Genomic DNA, 14,516 nt, shown 5'->3' with positions numbered 1-14,516 from the left:
CTGGCTGAAACCTTGGGCAAGGCCGAGTTGAAGGGTCGCACGTTCGGGGATACTGAGTTCGTGATAGGACATAGTGGCAGCACCGTACCGGAAAGGTCAGGTGTTGCACTCAGTTTTTGCGGCCGCCGGTTTATTGGCAAGTAGGCAACTAAGCCTTTATTGTCGGTCGCGCTCTCTTTAGTACTGTTTTGTAGTTGTCCCCGGGTCAAAGCCTTGAATATCTGCAACTATTCAGGGGCTGGCCAGCGCACACAATAAAAACAAGGAGAGAGCAGATGTTGGGATATTGGTCGCACTACAGTAAGGACTATATAACGATACTTATGGTGCTCACGACGTGCTTCTTCGCACTGCCGATTTTTATCGCGCCGCTGCGCTGGGCACGGCTGATGCGCTGGGTGGTGCCTGAGGAAAAACACCTGGCCATCTACTTTGGCCGCTGCCTGGGGGCGTTTATTCTGGTGGTGGAGGCCACGATGTTGCGTTCGGCAACGACCGGCACCCATTTCAGCTATGCCTTTGATGTGTTGTTTGTGGTGTTTACTTTAATGGCACTGGTACATATCTATGGTGCGGTGCGTAAGATCCAGCCTATTACAGAAACTATCGAGATCGGTTTCTGGTTACTGTTGTTAGTGTTGAATACGTTGTTTTATCCCATGAACACTCTTGTGCTGTAGCGCCGTGCAGGCGCCAGGCTGGCCTGGCGCCTGCGGGCCTTATTGCTCCAGGCCCTCCACCGAACGGTGAATGACGCGGGCCTTGACCTCATAGGCGTAGCCCGTCAATTGCGCTTCGTGCTGTTGCAGGATCTGCCGCAGCCGCGCCAGGGCCTGGGCATCGGCGCTGTTGCCCGCCAGGTCCAGGCGCTGGGCGATCTGCGACAGTTCGACGGCTGACCAGCGCAAGTCCGAGGCGACTTCGTGCAGGTCGCGCCGCAGGTTCTGTTCCGGGGTATTGAGTCGCATGGTGATCTCCTCCAGGTTTGCTGTGGGCCCGGCCTAATCCTCTTGGGCAAGGTTGGCCAACCCTGCCGGCCGGGCGCGCTCTAAAACCTTAGCCCCTGGGGCGGCGCGGGTAGGGCCGTTGGTCTGCTAGTTGGCGGGCACCTATGCCCAGTTGTGGCAGCAAGCCTGCTCGCGTTAGCCATCAACCCGCCGCCCACGATGCGAGCACGGCGTGCGGGTGCTACAGTCACGCCCTTTTCTTCGGGGAGGTGGCACATGCGGTTAGTGATGGGAGCGTTGGCCCTGGTGATGTTGGCTGGGTGCGCGGCGCCGGCGATGAACGAGGCCCGTAGCAAAAAGCCTTACAAAACCCTGGCATCGAGCAAAGAGGCACAGGTGGTTGCGCAATGCGTGCAATTTGCCTGGCAGGACGAAGCGGTGTTCGGCGTGGACGCCAGCGGTTTCCTCGAGCCCGGCCAGGCCGGGGGCTACACGGTGTATACGGTGGCCGCCAAGTATTTTGTCGATGTGCACGGCGAAGCGGGCGCCACCCGCGTCAATTACTACGCGGGCACCGATGATTGGCCGGCCAAGCGCCGGCTGGCGGCCCTGGCCACTTGCCTCTAGGTTTCACCGAAAGCGGGGCAGGCGCGGTTCCTGAGGCTTGAGGGACGTGAGCGCGCGGGTCACCTGCGGTGTTTCGCGCTCGATTTCGCGCAGCCGGTCGCGCACGCGCAGTGCAGTGGGATGGCCGCCCTGGCGGTCAACCCAGTCGGCGATTTCCTTGCAAGCGGCCGCCAGGCGCAACTGACGTTGCTCCAGCAGGGTCAATACCGTGGTGATGGACTCTTTCTCGGACATGTGCAGCACCTCCATCCAATGTGTCGCGCGGCGGATTGGGCGCAAGGCCCGGATTTGCGAGCCTGCGTCGATGGGGCTGTTCCTTCAGCTGCGTTGAGTATAGACGGGCAAAAGGCCAGCGTTCACCACGCCTAGCGGGGCACGACGTGCTGGCTGGCGAGGTTCAAGCGCAAGCATTCCTTCTTTGCATCGGCCAGTTCGTCATAGCCGTCGCCAATGAAGCCCTGGGTGCGGGTATCGAGCACCCGGTACCAGTCCTGCGGCACCGCGTTTTGATCCGCTTCGCCCGCACGACGGCCGCGGATGCGGAACTTGTTGCAGCGCTTGACGATGAAAATGTCTTCCATGGCGACACCTCTCTACTTCTGGCCCCCCTCACTATAGAAGCGGGCCGCGAAGCTGCAATGATCGGCGTCAGCCCCCGTGATCGGCCGCACGCAAATGCCAGCCACTGGTTTGCCATGTCAAGTGGTGGGTGGGCGCGAGGGCGGCGATGAAATCCTCATCGTGGGACACCACCACCATCGCCGCCGGGCAGGTTGCCAAAGCTTGCTCGATGGCCTCCAGCGACTCCAGGTCCAGGTGATTGGTCGGTTCGTCCAGCAGCAGTAATTGCGCCGGCGTGCGCCGCCAAAGGGCTAGCGCCAGCGCTGCCTTGAGGCGTTCACCGCCGCTCAGGTGCGCGCAGGGTTGCACCACGCGGGCGGCGTCGAGTTGCAACAGCGCCAGGCGCGTGCGCAACTCGCCTTCGTCAAGGGTGGTCTGGGGGCCGAGCTGCTCGAGGATCGAACGTTGGTCGTCCAGCAGGGCCAGCGCTTGGTCGAGATAGGCGTGAGGCACGTGGGTGGTGCAGCGGCCGCCAATGGGCGCCAGGACACCGGCCAGCATCTTCAATAAGGTGGATTTGCCACAGCCATTGGGGCCATTGACGGCGATGCGCACCGGGCCGTGGACCGTGCAGGTGAGGCGGCTGCCGGGCTCGTTGGGCGCCAGCCAGGGCAATTGGGCGTCCACCAGGGTGAAGACCTGCCGCGCTGCTGGCACGGCGCTACCAGGCAGGGTGAACAGAGTGCTGGGGCGTTCGATGACCTGGCTGTAGGCCTGACGTACCTGGGCGTCGAGGTCGCTTTGGCGGGCCTGATGAGCGTGGCGCACATGGCCCATGATGTCCTTGGCCGCGCCTTTCATCCCGGCCCGCTCCGGGCGCGAGATATTGGCGGTGTCGGCGTTTTTACGCGAGGCGGCGGCGCGGCGCTGGATGGTGTCGTGCTCCCGTTGCTGACGCTTGCGCTCGCGGCTGCGTTCGTCGCGGGCGTGTTCCAGGGCCGCCTGGGCGGCAGTGTGTTGGGCCTCGCGTTGGGCCTGGAACAGCGCATAGTCACCGCCATAGTTGCGCAGGCCACGGGGCGTGAGCTCGACAATCCGCTGCACTTGGCGCAGCAGTTGGCGGTCATGGCTGATAACCAGCAAGCCGCCGCGCCACTGCGCCATCATCTGCAACAGCCAGGCCCGGCCAGCGCGGTCGAGGTGGTTGCTGGGCTCATCGAGGATCAATAGCGCGGTGTTGCCAAGGAATGCGCCGAGCAGGCCGATCCGCGCCAATTGCCCGCCACTGAGGCCATCGGCGCGCTGCTCGGGGCTGATCTGTTCCAGACCGGCCGCGTCCAGGCCCGCACGCACCCGTTGCGCCAGGTCCCAACGGTCGTCGATCCGTTCCAGGTCTTCAGGATTCGCTTGGCCTGCGGCCATGCGTGCCAACGCGTGCAGCACATCGGCAACACCCATCAGTTGCGCCACGCTCTGGTCCTGCGCCTGGGCGGGGAGTTGCGGCACATAGGCCACCGCTGCGAAGCGGCTGATGGCGCCGCCAGAGGGCGTCAACTGCCCGGCGATCAAGCGTGCGAGCAGGCTTTTGCCCACGCCATTGCGCCCGACCAGGGCGGTGGGGCGAGAGTCGAGGGTCAGGGACAGGTCATCGAACAGGGTCTGGCCATGGGCGAACTGGAAACAGACCCGATGCAGGGAAACGAGGGTGGGCAGCCGCGTGACGTCAGTCATCAGCACCTCCATAAAATGCGCAAAAGGCCAACAAGCGCCTGGGGCGGCTTGTTGCGAATACATTTTGGAAGGCTTAGAAGTTCACGTCGGCGTTCATCCAGCGGGCGGGGAAAGGGGGCCAGCCTAACCTGGCTGGCAATAGGCCTGCAAGCGTCGGGGGCTTAAGCCAGCACCGCTACCGCCTTGATCTGCGCCCACAGCGCTTGCCCCGGGTGCAACTGCAACTGATCGCGGGAATAGCGGGTGATCCGCGCCAGTAACGCGGTGCCGGCGGCGTCCAGGCGTACCAGCACATGGGCGCTGTTGTCAGCAGGGGTCTCTTCGACCACCGTGACCGGCAGGCGATTGAGGATGCTGCTCTGCCCACTGTCCTGCAGGCTCAGGCTGACGTCCCGGGCCTGGATTTTGACCCGCAGGGTGCGGCCATTGGCCACTGGGCCGTGGGTGACGCGGATGCTCGACACGCTGCCGGGAAGCTGCAGGGTCAGCAGTTGGTAAGCCGGGTCGTAGGTGTGTACCTGGCCTTCGATAATGACCCCGGCGTCATCGTCCAGGGCCAAGGGCAAGTCCAGGCGCGCCAGGGTCTGGGCGATAGGGCCGCTGGCCAGGGCCTTGCCCTGTTCCAGCAGGACGATATGGTCGGCCAGGCGCGCCACTTCGTCCTGGGAATGGCTGACGTACAGGATCGGGATGTCCAACTCGTCGTGCAGGCGTTCCAAGTACGGCAGGATTTCGCTTTTACGCTGGCTGTCCAGGGCCGCGAGGGGCTCGTCCATCAGCAAAATCCGCGGGCTGGTGAGCAAGGCACGGGCGATGCCCACGCGCTGGCGTTCACCGCCGGACAAATGCTGCGGGTGGCGCTCCAGCAGGTGGCCGATGCCCAGCAACTGAGTGGCCTGGGCCATGTCCACCCGGCGCTGGGCGCGGGGAATGCGGCGCAGGCCGAACGCCAGGTTGGCCCGCACCGACAGGTGGGTGAACAGGCTCGCTTCCTGGAACACATAGCCCAGGGCCCGTTTGTGCGGCGGCACGAAACGCTGGTTGGCGCTGTCCTGCCAGATTTCATCGTTGACCTGGACAAAGCCTTGCTGGGCTTTTTCCAGGCCGGCGATGCAGCGCAGACAGGTGGTTTTGCCGGACCCGGAGTGGCCGTACAGCGCGGTGATGCCGCGCCCGGGCAATTGCAGGTCGACATCCAGGGAAAAATCGGGGTAGCTCACCTTCAGGCGGGCGTGAATCAGGGTGGTCATCGCTCAGCTCCAGCCGGCTTTGGTCTGGCGGCTTGAGTAGAGCGCCAGCAGGATCAGGAACGAGAACACCAGCATCGCGCCGGCCAGCCAGTGGGCTTGGGCATACTCCATGGCCTCGACGTGGTCGTAGATTTGCACCGAGACCACGCGGGTTTTTTCCGGGATATTGCCGCCGATCATCAGCACCACGCCGAATTCGCCCACGGTGTGGGCAAACCCGAGGATGGCGGCGGTGATGAAACCGGGGCGAGCCAGGGGCAGGGTTACGCTGAAAAAAGTGTCCCAGGGGTTGGCGCGCAGAGTCGCCGCCACTTCCAGCGGCCGGGTACCGATGGCCGAGAAGGCGTTTTGCAGCGGCTGCACGACAAACGGCATGGAGTACACCACCGAGCCGATCACCAACCCGGTGAAACTGAACGTCAGGGTGCCCAGGCCCAAGGACTGGGTGAATTGGCCGAGAACGCCGTTGGGCCCCAGCGTCAGCAGCAGGTAGAAGCCGATCACGGTCGGCGGCAGCACCAGGGGCAGGGCGACAATCGCGCCGATGGGGCCGCGCAGCCAGGAACGGGTGCGCGACAGCCACAGGGCAATCGGAGTGCCGATTATCAGCAGGATCACCGTGGTCAGCGACGCCAGTTTCAGGGTCAACCAGATGGCGGCAATGTCAGCACTCGAGAGCGGCATTTAGAGCTGGTAGCCGTAGGACTTGATGACGGTGGCGGCTTTCGGGCCTTTGAGGTAATCGACCAGGGCCTGGGCGGCGGGGTTGTCCTTGCCTTTGTTGAGGATCACCGCGTCCTGTTTGATCGGCTCGTGCATGGCTGCCGGCACGATCCACGCCGAACCGCTGGTGACTTTGCCATCCTTGTAGATCTGCGACAGCGCTACGAAACCCAGCTCAGCGTTGCCGGTGGAGACGAATTGGTAGGCCTGGGTGATGCTCTGGCCTTCGACGAGCTTGGCCTTGACCTGCTCCGTCAGGTTCAACTTGGCCAGCACCTGGGTAGCGGCAAGGCCGTAGGGCGCAGCCTTGGGGTTGGCGATGGACAGGTGTTTGAACTGGTTTTTTTGCAGCACCTTGCCCTCGCCGTCGACATAGCCGTCCTTGGCCGACCACAGGGCCAATGTGCCGATGGCGTAGGTGAAGCGCGAGCCCTTGACCGTGTCGCCCTTGCTTTCGAGTTTTTGCGGTGTGGTGTCATCGGCGCTGAGGAACACCTCGAACGGCGCACCGTTTTTGATCTGGGCGTAGAACTGGCCGGTGGCGCCGTAGGCAATCACCAGTTTGTGTCCGGTGTCTTTTTCAAAATCTGCCGCAATCGCCTGCACCGGGGCGGTGAAGTTGGCCGCGACCGCCACTTGCACTTCGTCGGCCTGGGCCGGGCCAAAGGCGCAGAGGGCCAGCAGCGAAGCCAGGCATGTGGGGGCAAAACCAGAGACGCGAATAGTCATGTACAGCTCCGTGGCGAGGGTAGGCGGGCAGCGATTTATTAGAGGTAGGCCGCACCGGACTGGGGGATTAACGCTATGTAGTCGAATATATAGCGAATGGCCGCTAAACGGAACCGCATGGATTGCCGCACCCGTCGGCGCGGCGGTGGGTTTTCAGCGCCGTATCAGCAGCGCTAGGGCTTCGGCGGCCAGGCGCCGGGTCAACTCGGCGCTCGATTGCTCCACACCCAGGCGCAAGGCCTGGCCGGACCAGAGGTTGCCGAATTCGCCTTCGCGTTCGGCCCGCAGTGGCATCAGTGCGCCGCCGGCGAGGGGGAAGGCCGGCGCCTTGGGGTTCATCGGCCCCAATTCACGCATGACGCGGTTGACAATGCCCCGGGCCGGGCGCCCGGTGAACAGGTTGGTCAGCGCGGTCGCACTCTCGGGGGCGCTGCGCAGGGCATGGCGGTGGCTCGCATTGACCTTGGCTTCGGGGGTGAACAGGTAGGCGGTGCCCACTTGCACCGCCGAGGCGCCCAGCATGAACGCCGCCGCGATGCCCCGGCCATCGGCGATCCCGCCCGCAGCGATCACGGGCACACTCACGGCGTCGACGATTTGCGGCACCAGCGCCAGGGTGCCGACCTGGGTGTTGAGATCGTCGCTCAAGAACATCCCGCGATGCCCGCCCGCCTCGTAGCCCATGGCGATGATCGCGTCACAGCCCTGCTGCTCCAGCCAGGTGGCCTCGGCGACGGTGGTGGCCGAGGACAGCACCTTGGCGCCGGTGGCCTTGACCCGATCCAGCAGGGATTTTTCCGGCAGGCCGAAGTGGAAACTGACGACGGCCGGGCGGAATTCTTCCACCACCTCGCACGCCGCATTATCGAAAGGCGCACGGTTGGACACAGGCGTCGGGGCGTCAGGGTCCAGGCCCAGTTCCCGGTAGTAGGGCGCCAGCAGTTGTTTCCATTGCGCTGCGCGCTGAGGGTCAGCGGGGGCGTTCTGATGGCAGAAGAAGTTCAGGTTCAGCGGTTTGGCGTGCTGCTGGCCCAGGCTGGTCAGTTCTTGGCGCAGTTGCTCGACGCTCAACATCGCCGCCGGCAGTGAGCCCAAGGCCCCCGCCTGGCCGGCCGCAATAACCATCGCCTGGGTGGTTGCGCCCGCCATGGGCGCCTGGATGATCGGCAGGTCAATGCCGAGCAGGTCGAGAATGCGGGTGTCCGGCCACTGGCTCATATCGGGGGAGGGCTCCGAGGTCAAATTGAAGAGGACGACGGAGCGTTTGTAGCAGGAGTGGCTGGCATAAAGCCAGCGATGTGGCGGGTTACAGCGCTTTGCTGACGCTGATATCGCTGAGCACATCGTCACCGTCGCCGTGAATGGCCTTGAGCGCTGCCTCGGCTTCTTCCTGGCTGCCGGTGGCCAGTTGGGCGAACTCGAAGCGCCGCTCGCCATTGAGTTTGTACTTGATGACGTACTTGGTGGTCTGGGCCATGGTCGTTCCTCTGGTTCGGTTTAGCGCAGTTTCGAGCTGGAGCGGCGCACGATGCGGATCGAATGGGTCAGGGTGGGCTTGCGCGTCACGCTGATGGCGCGGTTGGTCACAGTGTCGATGGTGATGTTCCAGAAACCGGTGCTCGGTGCGGTGATCTTGGCCGGGAACTGGTCGAAGGCGCCACCGTGGTAGGTGTGGCGGCCGCCGTTCTTGAAGCTGCGGAAGTTGGCGTCGTTCATCAGGCGGATATTGCAGGTCTGGGAACACTCGATGATGACGATATCGTCTTCGTTGAGGTGCTCGCGCTGGTGGATAAATTTCATGGGCGCCTCCAGAAGGGCTCTTTTTGCAGTCAAAACAATGGCCCGCAGTTTATCAGCACAGACGGCGGATTATCTGGCCAGCAGCAGTGGCCTGAAGAAAATAAGCGCCGGTTGCGAAGGTTTATGCGGAGAAAAGCAGGCTTTACGCTGTCCGAGCGTCTTTATCGGAGGTTTTGTATGAAGCGGCTTGTGTGGATTCTGGCCTTGGCCATGGGCGGTTGCGCGACGGTGTCGGATATCCGCCAGGCGCCACCGACCCTGGCGGTGATTTCAGGGAAGGAGCCCAAAGCCTACGGCCAATGCGTGGTCGAACGCCTGGCAGATAGCCGCGGGGCCATGCAAATGGAGCCGTACAAGGGCGGCATCCGGATTATCGTGGCGCAGAAACTGTCCATGGGGCCGGCAGCCATCCTGGAAATCGACGACCGCTCTGGCGGTAGCAGCATCAAGCTCTACGAGCGCATGTCCAACATGCCGCTACGCCCGCAGGATGTGCGCGAGGCCGCTACAGCCTGTATTTCTGGCTGACGGTGAACGCTGGCATCCGATAAACTGTGGCAAATTTGCATCAATGCCGCCCAAGGCCTGCTTTGGGCGGCATTGTTTTTGGAGCAGCCAACATGAAACGTGAACACGTCACGCAACGGCATGCCGAGGGTCATATCTCGGCGACCCATGTGATTCAAAATCCGGCGAACTCCGGGGAATGGATCGTATTCTTCAAGAAAAGCGCTGGGCGCAGTTTTTTCCTGGTGGACGACAACGATGAGGTCGAGTCCTTCGCTCGCCTCGACGACTTGATCGAAGTGGTGCGCGGGTTGGGGATCAAGTTCGCGGAAATCCATATGTAGAAGGCCCAGGGCCTTTTACTTGCAAACGACCACCACGCTACGGCCCTTGAAGTTGCCCACGTCCACGCCCAGGGTCTTGTCGCTTTCCGGCACCGATGGGGTGCCGTCGGTGCCGATGATGTTGTAGCCGGTCCCGGCGCAAGACGCATCGGCCTTCTCATAGCAGGTGGCCCAGGAATTGGCTTCGCCTGAGCAATCAATCGTCAGCCCCTGCTGGCCGTTGTTCAGGTAGGTTTTTTCGGCCGTGGCGCAACCGCTCAATGTGACCGCGAAGGCGCAGATAAACAGGGCTTTTTTCATGTGTCGATTCATCCGGATGCTGAAGTCGCCGCGGGCGCGGCAAATACCTTTGCGCAGGCTATAGCCAAAGGCCATTTACGTACAGGCAAATACGCCGGGGCGTTGCGGGGAGCAAGGCCCTGGTGCGGGCATCAGGACTGTGGGTTCTTGCGTTTGCGGGTGAACGCAGTGGGCTGGTCTTGCAGCACGCTGGCCACTTCGATGGCCAGTTCCTGGGTGGGGAAGGGGCCGGCGATGTTTTCGCCGCCAACGCTGTCTACCCACCATTGGCCGTCTTTGGCCTGGTTGATCTGGTAACCGTTAACACTTTTTGTTGCCGACATCTAATCTGTCTCGTTGGTTGAATCAGGGGCGCAATGATAGCCCCAAATTCGCGCTCATGGCATTTCGTCGCAGGTGTGCGGCCCTTTATAGCGGTACGGCAGGAACTTACGGGCGGATTATTTCTCTATGTTGACATCGGTTCGCCATCGCAGGCCATTGTAAGCTCTACCGCGCCTGATTAGACTGCGCCAAAATTCGTCCATACAGCCCTTTCAAGGACTCATATGATTAAGAAATGCTTGTTCCCAGCAGCCGGCTACGGCACTCGCTTCTTGCCAGCGACCAAAGCCATGCCCAAGGAAATGCTGCCGGTGGTCAACAAGCCACTGATCCAGTATGGCGTCGAAGAAGCGCTGGATGCCGGCCTGACCGAGATCTCCATCGTCACCGGTCGCGGCAAGCGGGCGCTGGAAGACCATTTCGATATCAGCTATGAGCTGGAAAACCAGATCAAGGGCACGGATAAAGAGAAGTACCTGGTCGGCATCCGCAAACTGCTGGACGAGTGTTCTTTTTCCTACACCCGCCAAACCGAAATGAAAGGCCTTGGCCACGCGATTCTGACCGGCCGCCCACTGATTGGCGACGAGCCTTTCGCCGTGGTACTGGCGGACGACCTGTGCGTCAACCTGGAAGGCGACGGCGTGCTGACCCAGATGGTCAAACTGTACAAACAGTACCGTTGCACCATCGTGGCGATCCAGGAAGTCGATCCGCAGGAAACCCACAAGTACGGCGTGATCGCCGGCGACCTGATCGGTGATGACCTGTACCGCGTACGCAACATGGTCGAGAAACCAAAACCCGAAGATGCGCCGTCGAACCTGGCGATCATCGGCCGTTACATCCTGACCCCGGACATCTTCAAGCTGATCGAAGAAACCGAGCCGGGCAAGGGCGGTGAAATCCAGATCACCGATGCCCTGATGAAGCAGGCGCAGGACGGTTGCGTCATTGCCTACAAGTTCAAAGGCACGCGCTTTGACTGCGGCGGCGCAGAAGGCTACATCGAAGCGACCAACTTCTGCTTCGAACACTTCTACAAGACTGGCAAGGCCTACTGATACGTTCAGGCTGTGCTGTCAGGAAAAGCCACCTTCGGGTGGCTTTTTCATTTTTGATCACCAGGCCCCTTACGGCGCTGGCCGAAAAAAACACAGCGGGTATGCTGCTTGCCTGCCGAGGAGAATGAAATGGCCTACGATTTTGACCTTTATGTGATTGGCGCCGGTTCCGGTGGTGTTCGGGCTGCGCGCTTTGCGGCCGGTTTTGGCGCGAAGGTGGCAGTGGCCGAAAGCCGCTACCTGGGCGGCACCTGCGTTAACGTGGGCTGCGTGCCGAAAAAACTGCTGGTGTACGGGGCGCACTTTGCCGAGGACTTTGAGCAGGCGAGCGGGTTTGGCTGGTCGTTGGGCGAAGCGAAGTTCGACTGGGCGACCCTGATCGCTAACAAAGACCGGGAAATCAACCGGTTGAACGGCATCTACCGCAATCTGCTGGTCAATAGCGGCGTGACTCTGCATGAAAGCCACGCCAAGGTGCTGGGGCCACACGAAGTGGAGGTCGACGGCCAGCGCTTCACTGCCGAGCACATCCTGATCGCCACCGGTGGCTGGCCGCAGATTCCGGATATTCCGGGCCGTGAACACGCCATCAGTTCCAATGAAGCCTTCTTCCTTAAAGCGCTGCCCAAGCGGGTGCTGGTGGTGGGCGGTGGGTATATTGCGGTGGAATTCGCTGGCATTTTCCATGGCCTGGGCGCGCAGACCACGCTGGTGTATCGCGGCGATTTGTTCCTGCGAGGCTTTGATGGCGCGGTGCGTCAGCACTTGCAGGAAGAGTTGGTCAAGCGCGGGATGGATCTGCAGTTCAATGCCGACATCGAGCGCATTGAGAAGCAGGCCGATGGCAGCCTGAATGTCACCCTCAAGGATGGCCGCCAGTTGGCCGCCGATTGCGTGTTCTACGCCACCGGTAGGCGGCCGATGCTCGACAACCTGGGCCTGGAAAACACCGGGGTCACGTTGGACAAGCGTGGCTTCATCGAGGTCAATGACCTGTACCAGAGCGCCGAGCCGTCGATCCTGGCCATTGGCGATGTGATCGGCCGCGTGCAACTGACGCCGGTGGCGCTGGCCGAGGGCATGGCGGTGGCGCGGCGGTTGTTCAAGCCTGAGCAGTACCGCCCGGTGGATTACAAGATGATCCCGACGGCAGTGTTCAGCTTGCCCACCATCGGCACTGTCGGCTTGAGCGAAGAGCAGGCCCGGGAAGAGGGCCATACGGTGCAGGTGTTCGAAAGCCGCTTCCGCCCGATGAAACTGACCCTCACCGACTGCCAGGAGCGCACCTTGATGAAGCTGGTGGTGGACGCCAAGACCGATAAGGTTCTGGGTTGCCACATGGTCGGCCCGGACGCTGGGGAGATCATTCAGGGCCTGGCCATAGCGGTGAAGGCGGGCGCGACCAAGCGTGATTTCGACGAAACCATTGGCGTACATCCTACAGCCGCTGAAGAATTCGTCACCATGCGTACACCTGTCGAGCGTTAGCTATCGCTTTGCGTCGCCGCCTCTAGCGCGGCGGCTTGCAAAGCCTGTAGCTGGGCCTCGGTGTTGGCCAGGCGCAGTTGCAATTGCTGCCCGGCCTGCTGATGTTCCGCGCTGCTGCGCTGCAGGGTCTCGCACTCCAGGCTCGCCACCCGCAGGCGTTCCTGGAGGAGGGTGCGCTCGCTGTCGCTGTGACGGGAATGCGCTATGTGTTGTTCATGCTGCTGGCGAATCTCGCTCAGTTGCTCCCGGGTCAGGCTCAGTTCCCGCAGCGTGGCGCGGTTTTCCGTGAGTAAACGTTCGTTATCGCGGTGCAACTGGGTGATTTCATCCTGGCGCACCATGGCGCTTTGCTGCGCCTGACGCACCTCCATTTGCAGTTGCTGCAACTGCCCCTCATGCCGACGCTGTTCCTGTTCGCGCTGTTCCTTGATTGCACTGCGGTAATGCTCCAGTGCATCGCGGGCGTGCAGGTGTTTTTCCTCCAATGAGCTGATCTGCTCTTGCTTGTCCTTTAGGCGCACCTGTGCGTCGCTCAACGCTTGGCTGAGGCCGGCGTTGCGGGTTTGCTCGCTTTGCAGCATCGAGTGGGTTTCCCGCAAGCGGGCGCTTTCCTCGCTCAGTGCCACGCCTTGGACGTTCAGTTGCTGCTGCAAGCGAGCCTGTTCGGCCGTTGCCTGGGTGAGGGTTTGTTGCAGGCTGGCGCGCTGTGCTTCAAACGCCGTTGCGGCCTCGGCAAGCGGCGCTTGGGCCTGCTCCTCCAGGCGCTGGGCCAGACGCGCGACCAGTTCTGTCAGTTCTTCATTCAGAGAGGCCGTTGCACCGGTGGGCTTCGGATCGCTGCCCTCCAGCTCTTTTAAATAGCGGTGGATGGTGGTTTTGGAGCCGGTATTGCCCATCTCGATACGTACCGCGTCGATGCTCGGGTGCTCACCCCGGGCCAGCAGGGCCAGGCGTGCCGTTTGCACCACCGCTTTGTTTATACCGCCGCGCGCCATGTCATCTCCTACGATTTCGTACTGTGGTATGTACCCTGTAATTACATACCATATCATAACCCAACAATATTGATATCAAGGCAATAACTGGCATGGGATATACTGGTATTACCCCGCGCCAGAGTCTTTTTCGCGAGATTTGGTCCCTTTATGCCGTACACCCGCCCGGGATTTGCCCATGAGTGATCTGGATCGCTATTTACAAGCGGCCACCCGCGACAACACGCGCCGTAGCTATCGGGCGGCCATCGAGCACTTCGAGGTGACCTGGGGCGGCTTCCTGCCCGCCACCAGCGACAGTGTGGCGCGCTATCTGGTGGCACACGCCGGCGTGCTGTCGATAAACACCCTCAAGCTGCGGCTTTCGGCGCTGGCGCAATGGCACAACAGCCAAGGGTTCGCCGACCCGACCAAGGCCCCAGTGGTACGCAAGGTGTTCAAGGGCATCCGCGCGCTGCATCCGGCCCAGGAAAAACAGGCCGAACCCTTGCAGTTGCAACACCTGGAGCACCTCATCGCTTACCTGGCGTTGGAGGCCGAGCAAGCATTGGCTGGGCACGATCAGCCCCGTTTACTGCGTGCCCGGCGCGATACGGCGCTGATTCTGCTGGGTTTCTGGCGTGGCTTTCGCAGTGATGAGCTATGCCGCTTGGAGGTCGAGCAGGTGCAAGCTGTCGCCAGCGCAGGCATCACCCTCTACTTGCCCCGCAGCAAAAGTGACCGGGAGTACCAGGGCAAAACCTATCAAACCCCGGCTTTGGCGCGATTGTGCCCGGTGCAGGCCTATATCGAATGGATCAACGCCGCGGCGTTGGTGCGCGGCCCGGTGTTTCGCAGCATTGACCGCTGGGGCAACCTGGGGGACGAGCCGCTGCACGCCAACAGTGTGATCCCGCTGCTGCGCCAGGCGTTGTCGCGCGCCGGGATTGCTGCCGAGCACTACACCAGCCATTCCTTGCGCCGCGGCTTTGCCACGTGGGCACACCGCAGTGGCTGGGATTTGAAGTCGCTGATGAGCTATGTGGGCTGGAAGGACATGAAGTCCGCGATGCGCTACATAGACGCCAGCCCCTTTGTGGGCATGACGCAACTGAGCGAGCGCAGCGTGGGCGACTGACTCAAGGTT

General features: G+C 62.0%; 21 protein-coding genes. 8 read left to right on the top strand and 13 right to left on the bottom strand.

The window, feature by feature from the left end:
• Nucleotides 1–275: 275 nt before the first annotated feature.
• Complete coding sequence (locus tag AC19YT_RS24905) at nt 276–680, top strand: hypothetical protein (protein ID WP_500611201.1); 405 nt, start codon at nt 276–278, stop codon at nt 678–680.
• Between the two features lie 39 nt (nt 681–719).
• Here AC19YT_RS24905 and AC19YT_RS24900 read toward each other — a convergent pair whose 3' ends face one another.
• Entirely contained in the window at nt 720–968 is a 249-nt protein-coding gene (locus AC19YT_RS24900) for a hypothetical protein (protein ID WP_095108475.1), read from the bottom strand.
• A 255-nt stretch (nt 969–1,223) separates the two neighbouring features.
• Here AC19YT_RS24900 and AC19YT_RS24895 point away from each other — a divergent pair, with 255 nt between their 5' ends.
• Nucleotides 1,224–1,574, top strand: a complete 351-nt coding sequence (locus AC19YT_RS24895) for a hypothetical protein (protein ID WP_095108474.1) — start codon at nt 1,224–1,226, stop codon at nt 1,572–1,574.
• Nucleotides 1,575–1,577: 3 nt separating this feature from the next.
• On the opposite strand, the gene AC19YT_RS24890 is transcribed toward AC19YT_RS24895, so the two are convergent.
• From AC19YT_RS24890 to AC19YT_RS24850, 9 genes are all read right to left on the bottom strand, one after another.
• On the bottom strand, nt 1,578–1,808 hold the full coding sequence (locus AC19YT_RS24890) for a hypothetical protein (RefSeq protein WP_095108473.1): 231 nt from the start codon (nt 1,806–1,808) through the stop codon (nt 1,578–1,580).
• A gap of 131 nt (nt 1,809–1,939) precedes the next feature.
• A complete protein-coding gene (locus AC19YT_RS24885; protein WP_095108472.1) occupies nt 1,940–2,155 on the bottom strand; it encodes a hypothetical protein in 216 nt (71 codons plus the stop codon).
• Nucleotides 2,156–2,222: 67 nt separating this feature from the next.
• Nucleotides 2,223–3,866, bottom strand: a complete 1,644-nt coding sequence (locus AC19YT_RS24880; protein WP_500611200.1) for an ABC-F family ATP-binding cassette domain-containing protein — start codon at nt 3,864–3,866, stop codon at nt 2,223–2,225.
• 161 nt (nt 3,867–4,027) lie between these two features.
• Nucleotides 4,028–5,116, bottom strand: a complete 1,089-nt coding sequence (gene modC / locus AC19YT_RS24875; protein ID WP_500611199.1) for a molybdenum ABC transporter ATP-binding protein — start codon at nt 5,114–5,116, stop codon at nt 4,028–4,030.
• A gap of 3 nt (nt 5,117–5,119) precedes the next feature.
• Nucleotides 5,120–5,800, bottom strand: coding sequence for a molybdate ABC transporter permease subunit (modB, locus tag AC19YT_RS24870; RefSeq protein WP_095108469.1), 681 nt, complete (start codon nt 5,798–5,800; stop codon nt 5,120–5,122).
• The gene (gene modA, locus AC19YT_RS24865; RefSeq protein ID WP_500611198.1) at nt 5,801–6,568 is read right to left on the bottom strand and encodes a molybdate ABC transporter substrate-binding protein; all 768 of its coding nucleotides are present in this window, start codon (nt 6,566–6,568) and stop codon (nt 5,801–5,803) included.
• A 153-nt stretch (nt 6,569–6,721) separates the two neighbouring features.
• On the bottom strand, nt 6,722–7,786 hold the full coding sequence (locus AC19YT_RS24860; protein ID WP_500611197.1) for an NAD(P)H-dependent flavin oxidoreductase: 1,065 nt from the start codon (nt 7,784–7,786) through the stop codon (nt 6,722–6,724).
• An 88-nt stretch (nt 7,787–7,874) separates the two neighbouring features.
• The gene (locus tag AC19YT_RS24855) at nt 7,875–8,045 is read right to left on the bottom strand and encodes a hypothetical protein (RefSeq protein ID WP_095108466.1); all 171 of its coding nucleotides are present in this window, start codon (nt 8,043–8,045) and stop codon (nt 7,875–7,877) included.
• A gap of 20 nt (nt 8,046–8,065) precedes the next feature.
• The gene (locus AC19YT_RS24850; protein ID WP_095108465.1) at nt 8,066–8,368 is read right to left on the bottom strand and encodes a DUF1883 domain-containing protein; all 303 of its coding nucleotides are present in this window, start codon (nt 8,366–8,368) and stop codon (nt 8,066–8,068) included.
• Between AC19YT_RS24850 and AC19YT_RS24845 the strand changes: the two genes are divergently transcribed.
• The 3 genes from AC19YT_RS24845 to AC19YT_RS24835 all read left to right on the top strand — a co-directional run bounded on the left by AC19YT_RS24845 (nt 8,367) and on the right by AC19YT_RS24835 (nt 9,219).
• Nucleotides 8,367–8,549 (top strand): hypothetical protein, encoded by a 183-nt coding sequence (locus AC19YT_RS24845; RefSeq protein ID WP_141233968.1) that lies wholly within the window; start codon nt 8,367–8,369, stop codon nt 8,547–8,549. The genes AC19YT_RS24850 and AC19YT_RS24845 overlap by 2 nt on opposite strands.
• Complete coding sequence (locus tag AC19YT_RS24840; RefSeq protein WP_500598076.1) at nt 8,546–8,896, top strand: hypothetical protein; 351 nt, start codon at nt 8,546–8,548, stop codon at nt 8,894–8,896. Before AC19YT_RS24845 ends, AC19YT_RS24840 begins: the two co-directional genes overlap by 4 nt.
• 92 nt (nt 8,897–8,988) lie before the next feature.
• Entirely contained in the window at nt 8,989–9,219 is a 231-nt protein-coding gene (locus AC19YT_RS24835) for a hypothetical protein (RefSeq protein WP_095108463.1), read from the top strand.
• A 15-nt stretch (nt 9,220–9,234) separates the two neighbouring features.
• Here the strand turns inward: AC19YT_RS24835 and AC19YT_RS24830 are convergent, their stop codons facing one another.
• Together AC19YT_RS24830 and AC19YT_RS24825 are read right to left on the bottom strand one after the other, a co-directional pair.
• Nucleotides 9,235–9,519, bottom strand: a complete 285-nt coding sequence (locus tag AC19YT_RS24830) for a hypothetical protein (protein ID WP_500598074.1) — start codon at nt 9,517–9,519, stop codon at nt 9,235–9,237.
• A gap of 131 nt (nt 9,520–9,650) precedes the next feature.
• Nucleotides 9,651–9,842, bottom strand: a complete 192-nt coding sequence (locus tag AC19YT_RS24825) for a hypothetical protein (protein WP_095108461.1) — start codon at nt 9,840–9,842, stop codon at nt 9,651–9,653.
• Nucleotides 9,843–10,067: 225 nt separating this feature from the next.
• On the opposite strand from AC19YT_RS24825, the gene galU reads away from it, so the two are divergent.
• The gene (gene galU / locus AC19YT_RS24820) at nt 10,068–10,907 is read left to right on the top strand and encodes a UTP--glucose-1-phosphate uridylyltransferase GalU (protein WP_095108460.1); all 840 of its coding nucleotides are present in this window, start codon (nt 10,068–10,070) and stop codon (nt 10,905–10,907) included.
• 129 nt (nt 10,908–11,036) lie between these two features.
• Nucleotides 11,037–12,395 carry a glutathione-disulfide reductase gene (gorA, locus tag AC19YT_RS24815; RefSeq protein WP_500598071.1) on the top strand — a complete coding sequence of 453 codons (1,359 nt, stop codon included), beginning with the start codon at nt 11,037–11,039 and terminating at the stop codon, nt 12,393–12,395.
• Here gorA and AC19YT_RS24810 read toward each other — a convergent pair.
• On the bottom strand, nt 12,392–13,390 hold the full coding sequence (locus tag AC19YT_RS24810; RefSeq protein WP_500611196.1) for a DNA-binding protein: 999 nt from the start codon (nt 13,388–13,390) through the stop codon (nt 12,392–12,394). The two genes, gorA and AC19YT_RS24810, sit on opposite strands and share 4 nt — an antisense overlap.
• Before the next feature lie 178 nt (nt 13,391–13,568).
• Between AC19YT_RS24810 and AC19YT_RS24805 the strand changes: the two genes are divergently transcribed.
• Nucleotides 13,569–14,507 carry a site-specific integrase gene (locus tag AC19YT_RS24805; RefSeq protein ID WP_500611195.1) on the top strand — a complete coding sequence of 313 codons (939 nt, stop codon included), beginning with the start codon at nt 13,569–13,571 and terminating at the stop codon, nt 14,505–14,507.
• Nucleotides 14,508–14,516 lie beyond the last annotated feature (9 nt).

The organism is Pseudomonas sp. MF08875 (assembly GCF_059862525.1).
This window is presented reverse-complemented; position numbering and strand designations above follow the sequence as displayed.

Bases quoted from the DNA above. Each gene is read 5' to 3' on its own strand.
- AC19YT_RS24905 (WP_500611201.1), top strand. From the start codon at position 276: ATGTTGGGATATTGGTCGCACTACAGTAAGGACTATATAACGATACTT.
- AC19YT_RS24900 (WP_095108475.1), bottom strand. From the start codon at position 968: ATGCGACTCAATACCCCGGAACAGAACCTGCGGCGCGACCTGCACGAA.
- AC19YT_RS24895 (WP_095108474.1), top strand. From the start codon at position 1,224: ATGCGGTTAGTGATGGGAGCGTTGGCCCTGGTGATGTTGGCTGGGTGC.
- AC19YT_RS24890 (WP_095108473.1), bottom strand. From the start codon at position 1,808: ATGTCCGAGAAAGAGTCCATCACCACGGTATTGACCCTGCTGGAGCAA.
- AC19YT_RS24885 (WP_095108472.1), bottom strand. From the start codon at position 2,155: ATGGAAGACATTTTCATCGTCAAGCGCTGCAACAAGTTCCGCATCCGC.
- AC19YT_RS24880 (WP_500611200.1), bottom strand. From the start codon at position 3,866: ATGACTGACGTCACGCGGCTGCCCACCCTCGTTTCCCTGCATCGGGTC.
- modC (WP_500611199.1), bottom strand. From the start codon at position 5,116: ATGACCACCCTGATTCACGCCCGCCTGAAGGTGAGCTACCCCGATTTT.
- modB (WP_095108469.1), bottom strand. From the start codon at position 5,800: ATGCCGCTCTCGAGTGCTGACATTGCCGCCATCTGGTTGACCCTGAAA.
- modA (WP_500611198.1), bottom strand. From the start codon at position 6,568: ATGACTATTCGCGTCTCTGGTTTTGCCCCCACATGCCTGGCTTCGCTG.
- AC19YT_RS24860 (WP_500611197.1), bottom strand. From the start codon at position 7,786: ATGAGCCAGTGGCCGGACACCCGCATTCTCGACCTGCTCGGCATTGAC.
- AC19YT_RS24855 (WP_095108466.1), bottom strand. From the start codon at position 8,045: ATGGCCCAGACCACCAAGTACGTCATCAAGTACAAACTCAATGGCGAG.
- AC19YT_RS24845 (WP_141233968.1), top strand. From the start codon at position 8,367: ATGGGCGCCTCCAGAAGGGCTCTTTTTGCAGTCAAAACAATGGCCCGC.
- AC19YT_RS24850 (WP_095108465.1), bottom strand. From the start codon at position 8,368: ATGAAATTTATCCACCAGCGCGAGCACCTCAACGAAGACGATATCGTC.
- AC19YT_RS24840 (WP_500598076.1), top strand. From the start codon at position 8,546: ATGAAGCGGCTTGTGTGGATTCTGGCCTTGGCCATGGGCGGTTGCGCG.
- AC19YT_RS24835 (WP_095108463.1), top strand. From the start codon at position 8,989: ATGAAACGTGAACACGTCACGCAACGGCATGCCGAGGGTCATATCTCG.
- AC19YT_RS24830 (WP_500598074.1), bottom strand. From the start codon at position 9,519: ATGAAAAAAGCCCTGTTTATCTGCGCCTTCGCGGTCACATTGAGCGGT.
- AC19YT_RS24825 (WP_095108461.1), bottom strand. From the start codon at position 9,842: ATGTCGGCAACAAAAAGTGTTAACGGTTACCAGATCAACCAGGCCAAA.
- galU (WP_095108460.1), top strand. From the start codon at position 10,068: ATGATTAAGAAATGCTTGTTCCCAGCAGCCGGCTACGGCACTCGCTTC.
- gorA (WP_500598071.1), top strand. From the start codon at position 11,037: ATGGCCTACGATTTTGACCTTTATGTGATTGGCGCCGGTTCCGGTGGT.
- AC19YT_RS24810 (WP_500611196.1), bottom strand. From the start codon at position 13,390: ATGGCGCGCGGCGGTATAAACAAAGCGGTGGTGCAAACGGCACGCCTG.
- AC19YT_RS24805 (WP_500611195.1), top strand. From the start codon at position 13,569: ATGAGTGATCTGGATCGCTATTTACAAGCGGCCACCCGCGACAACACG.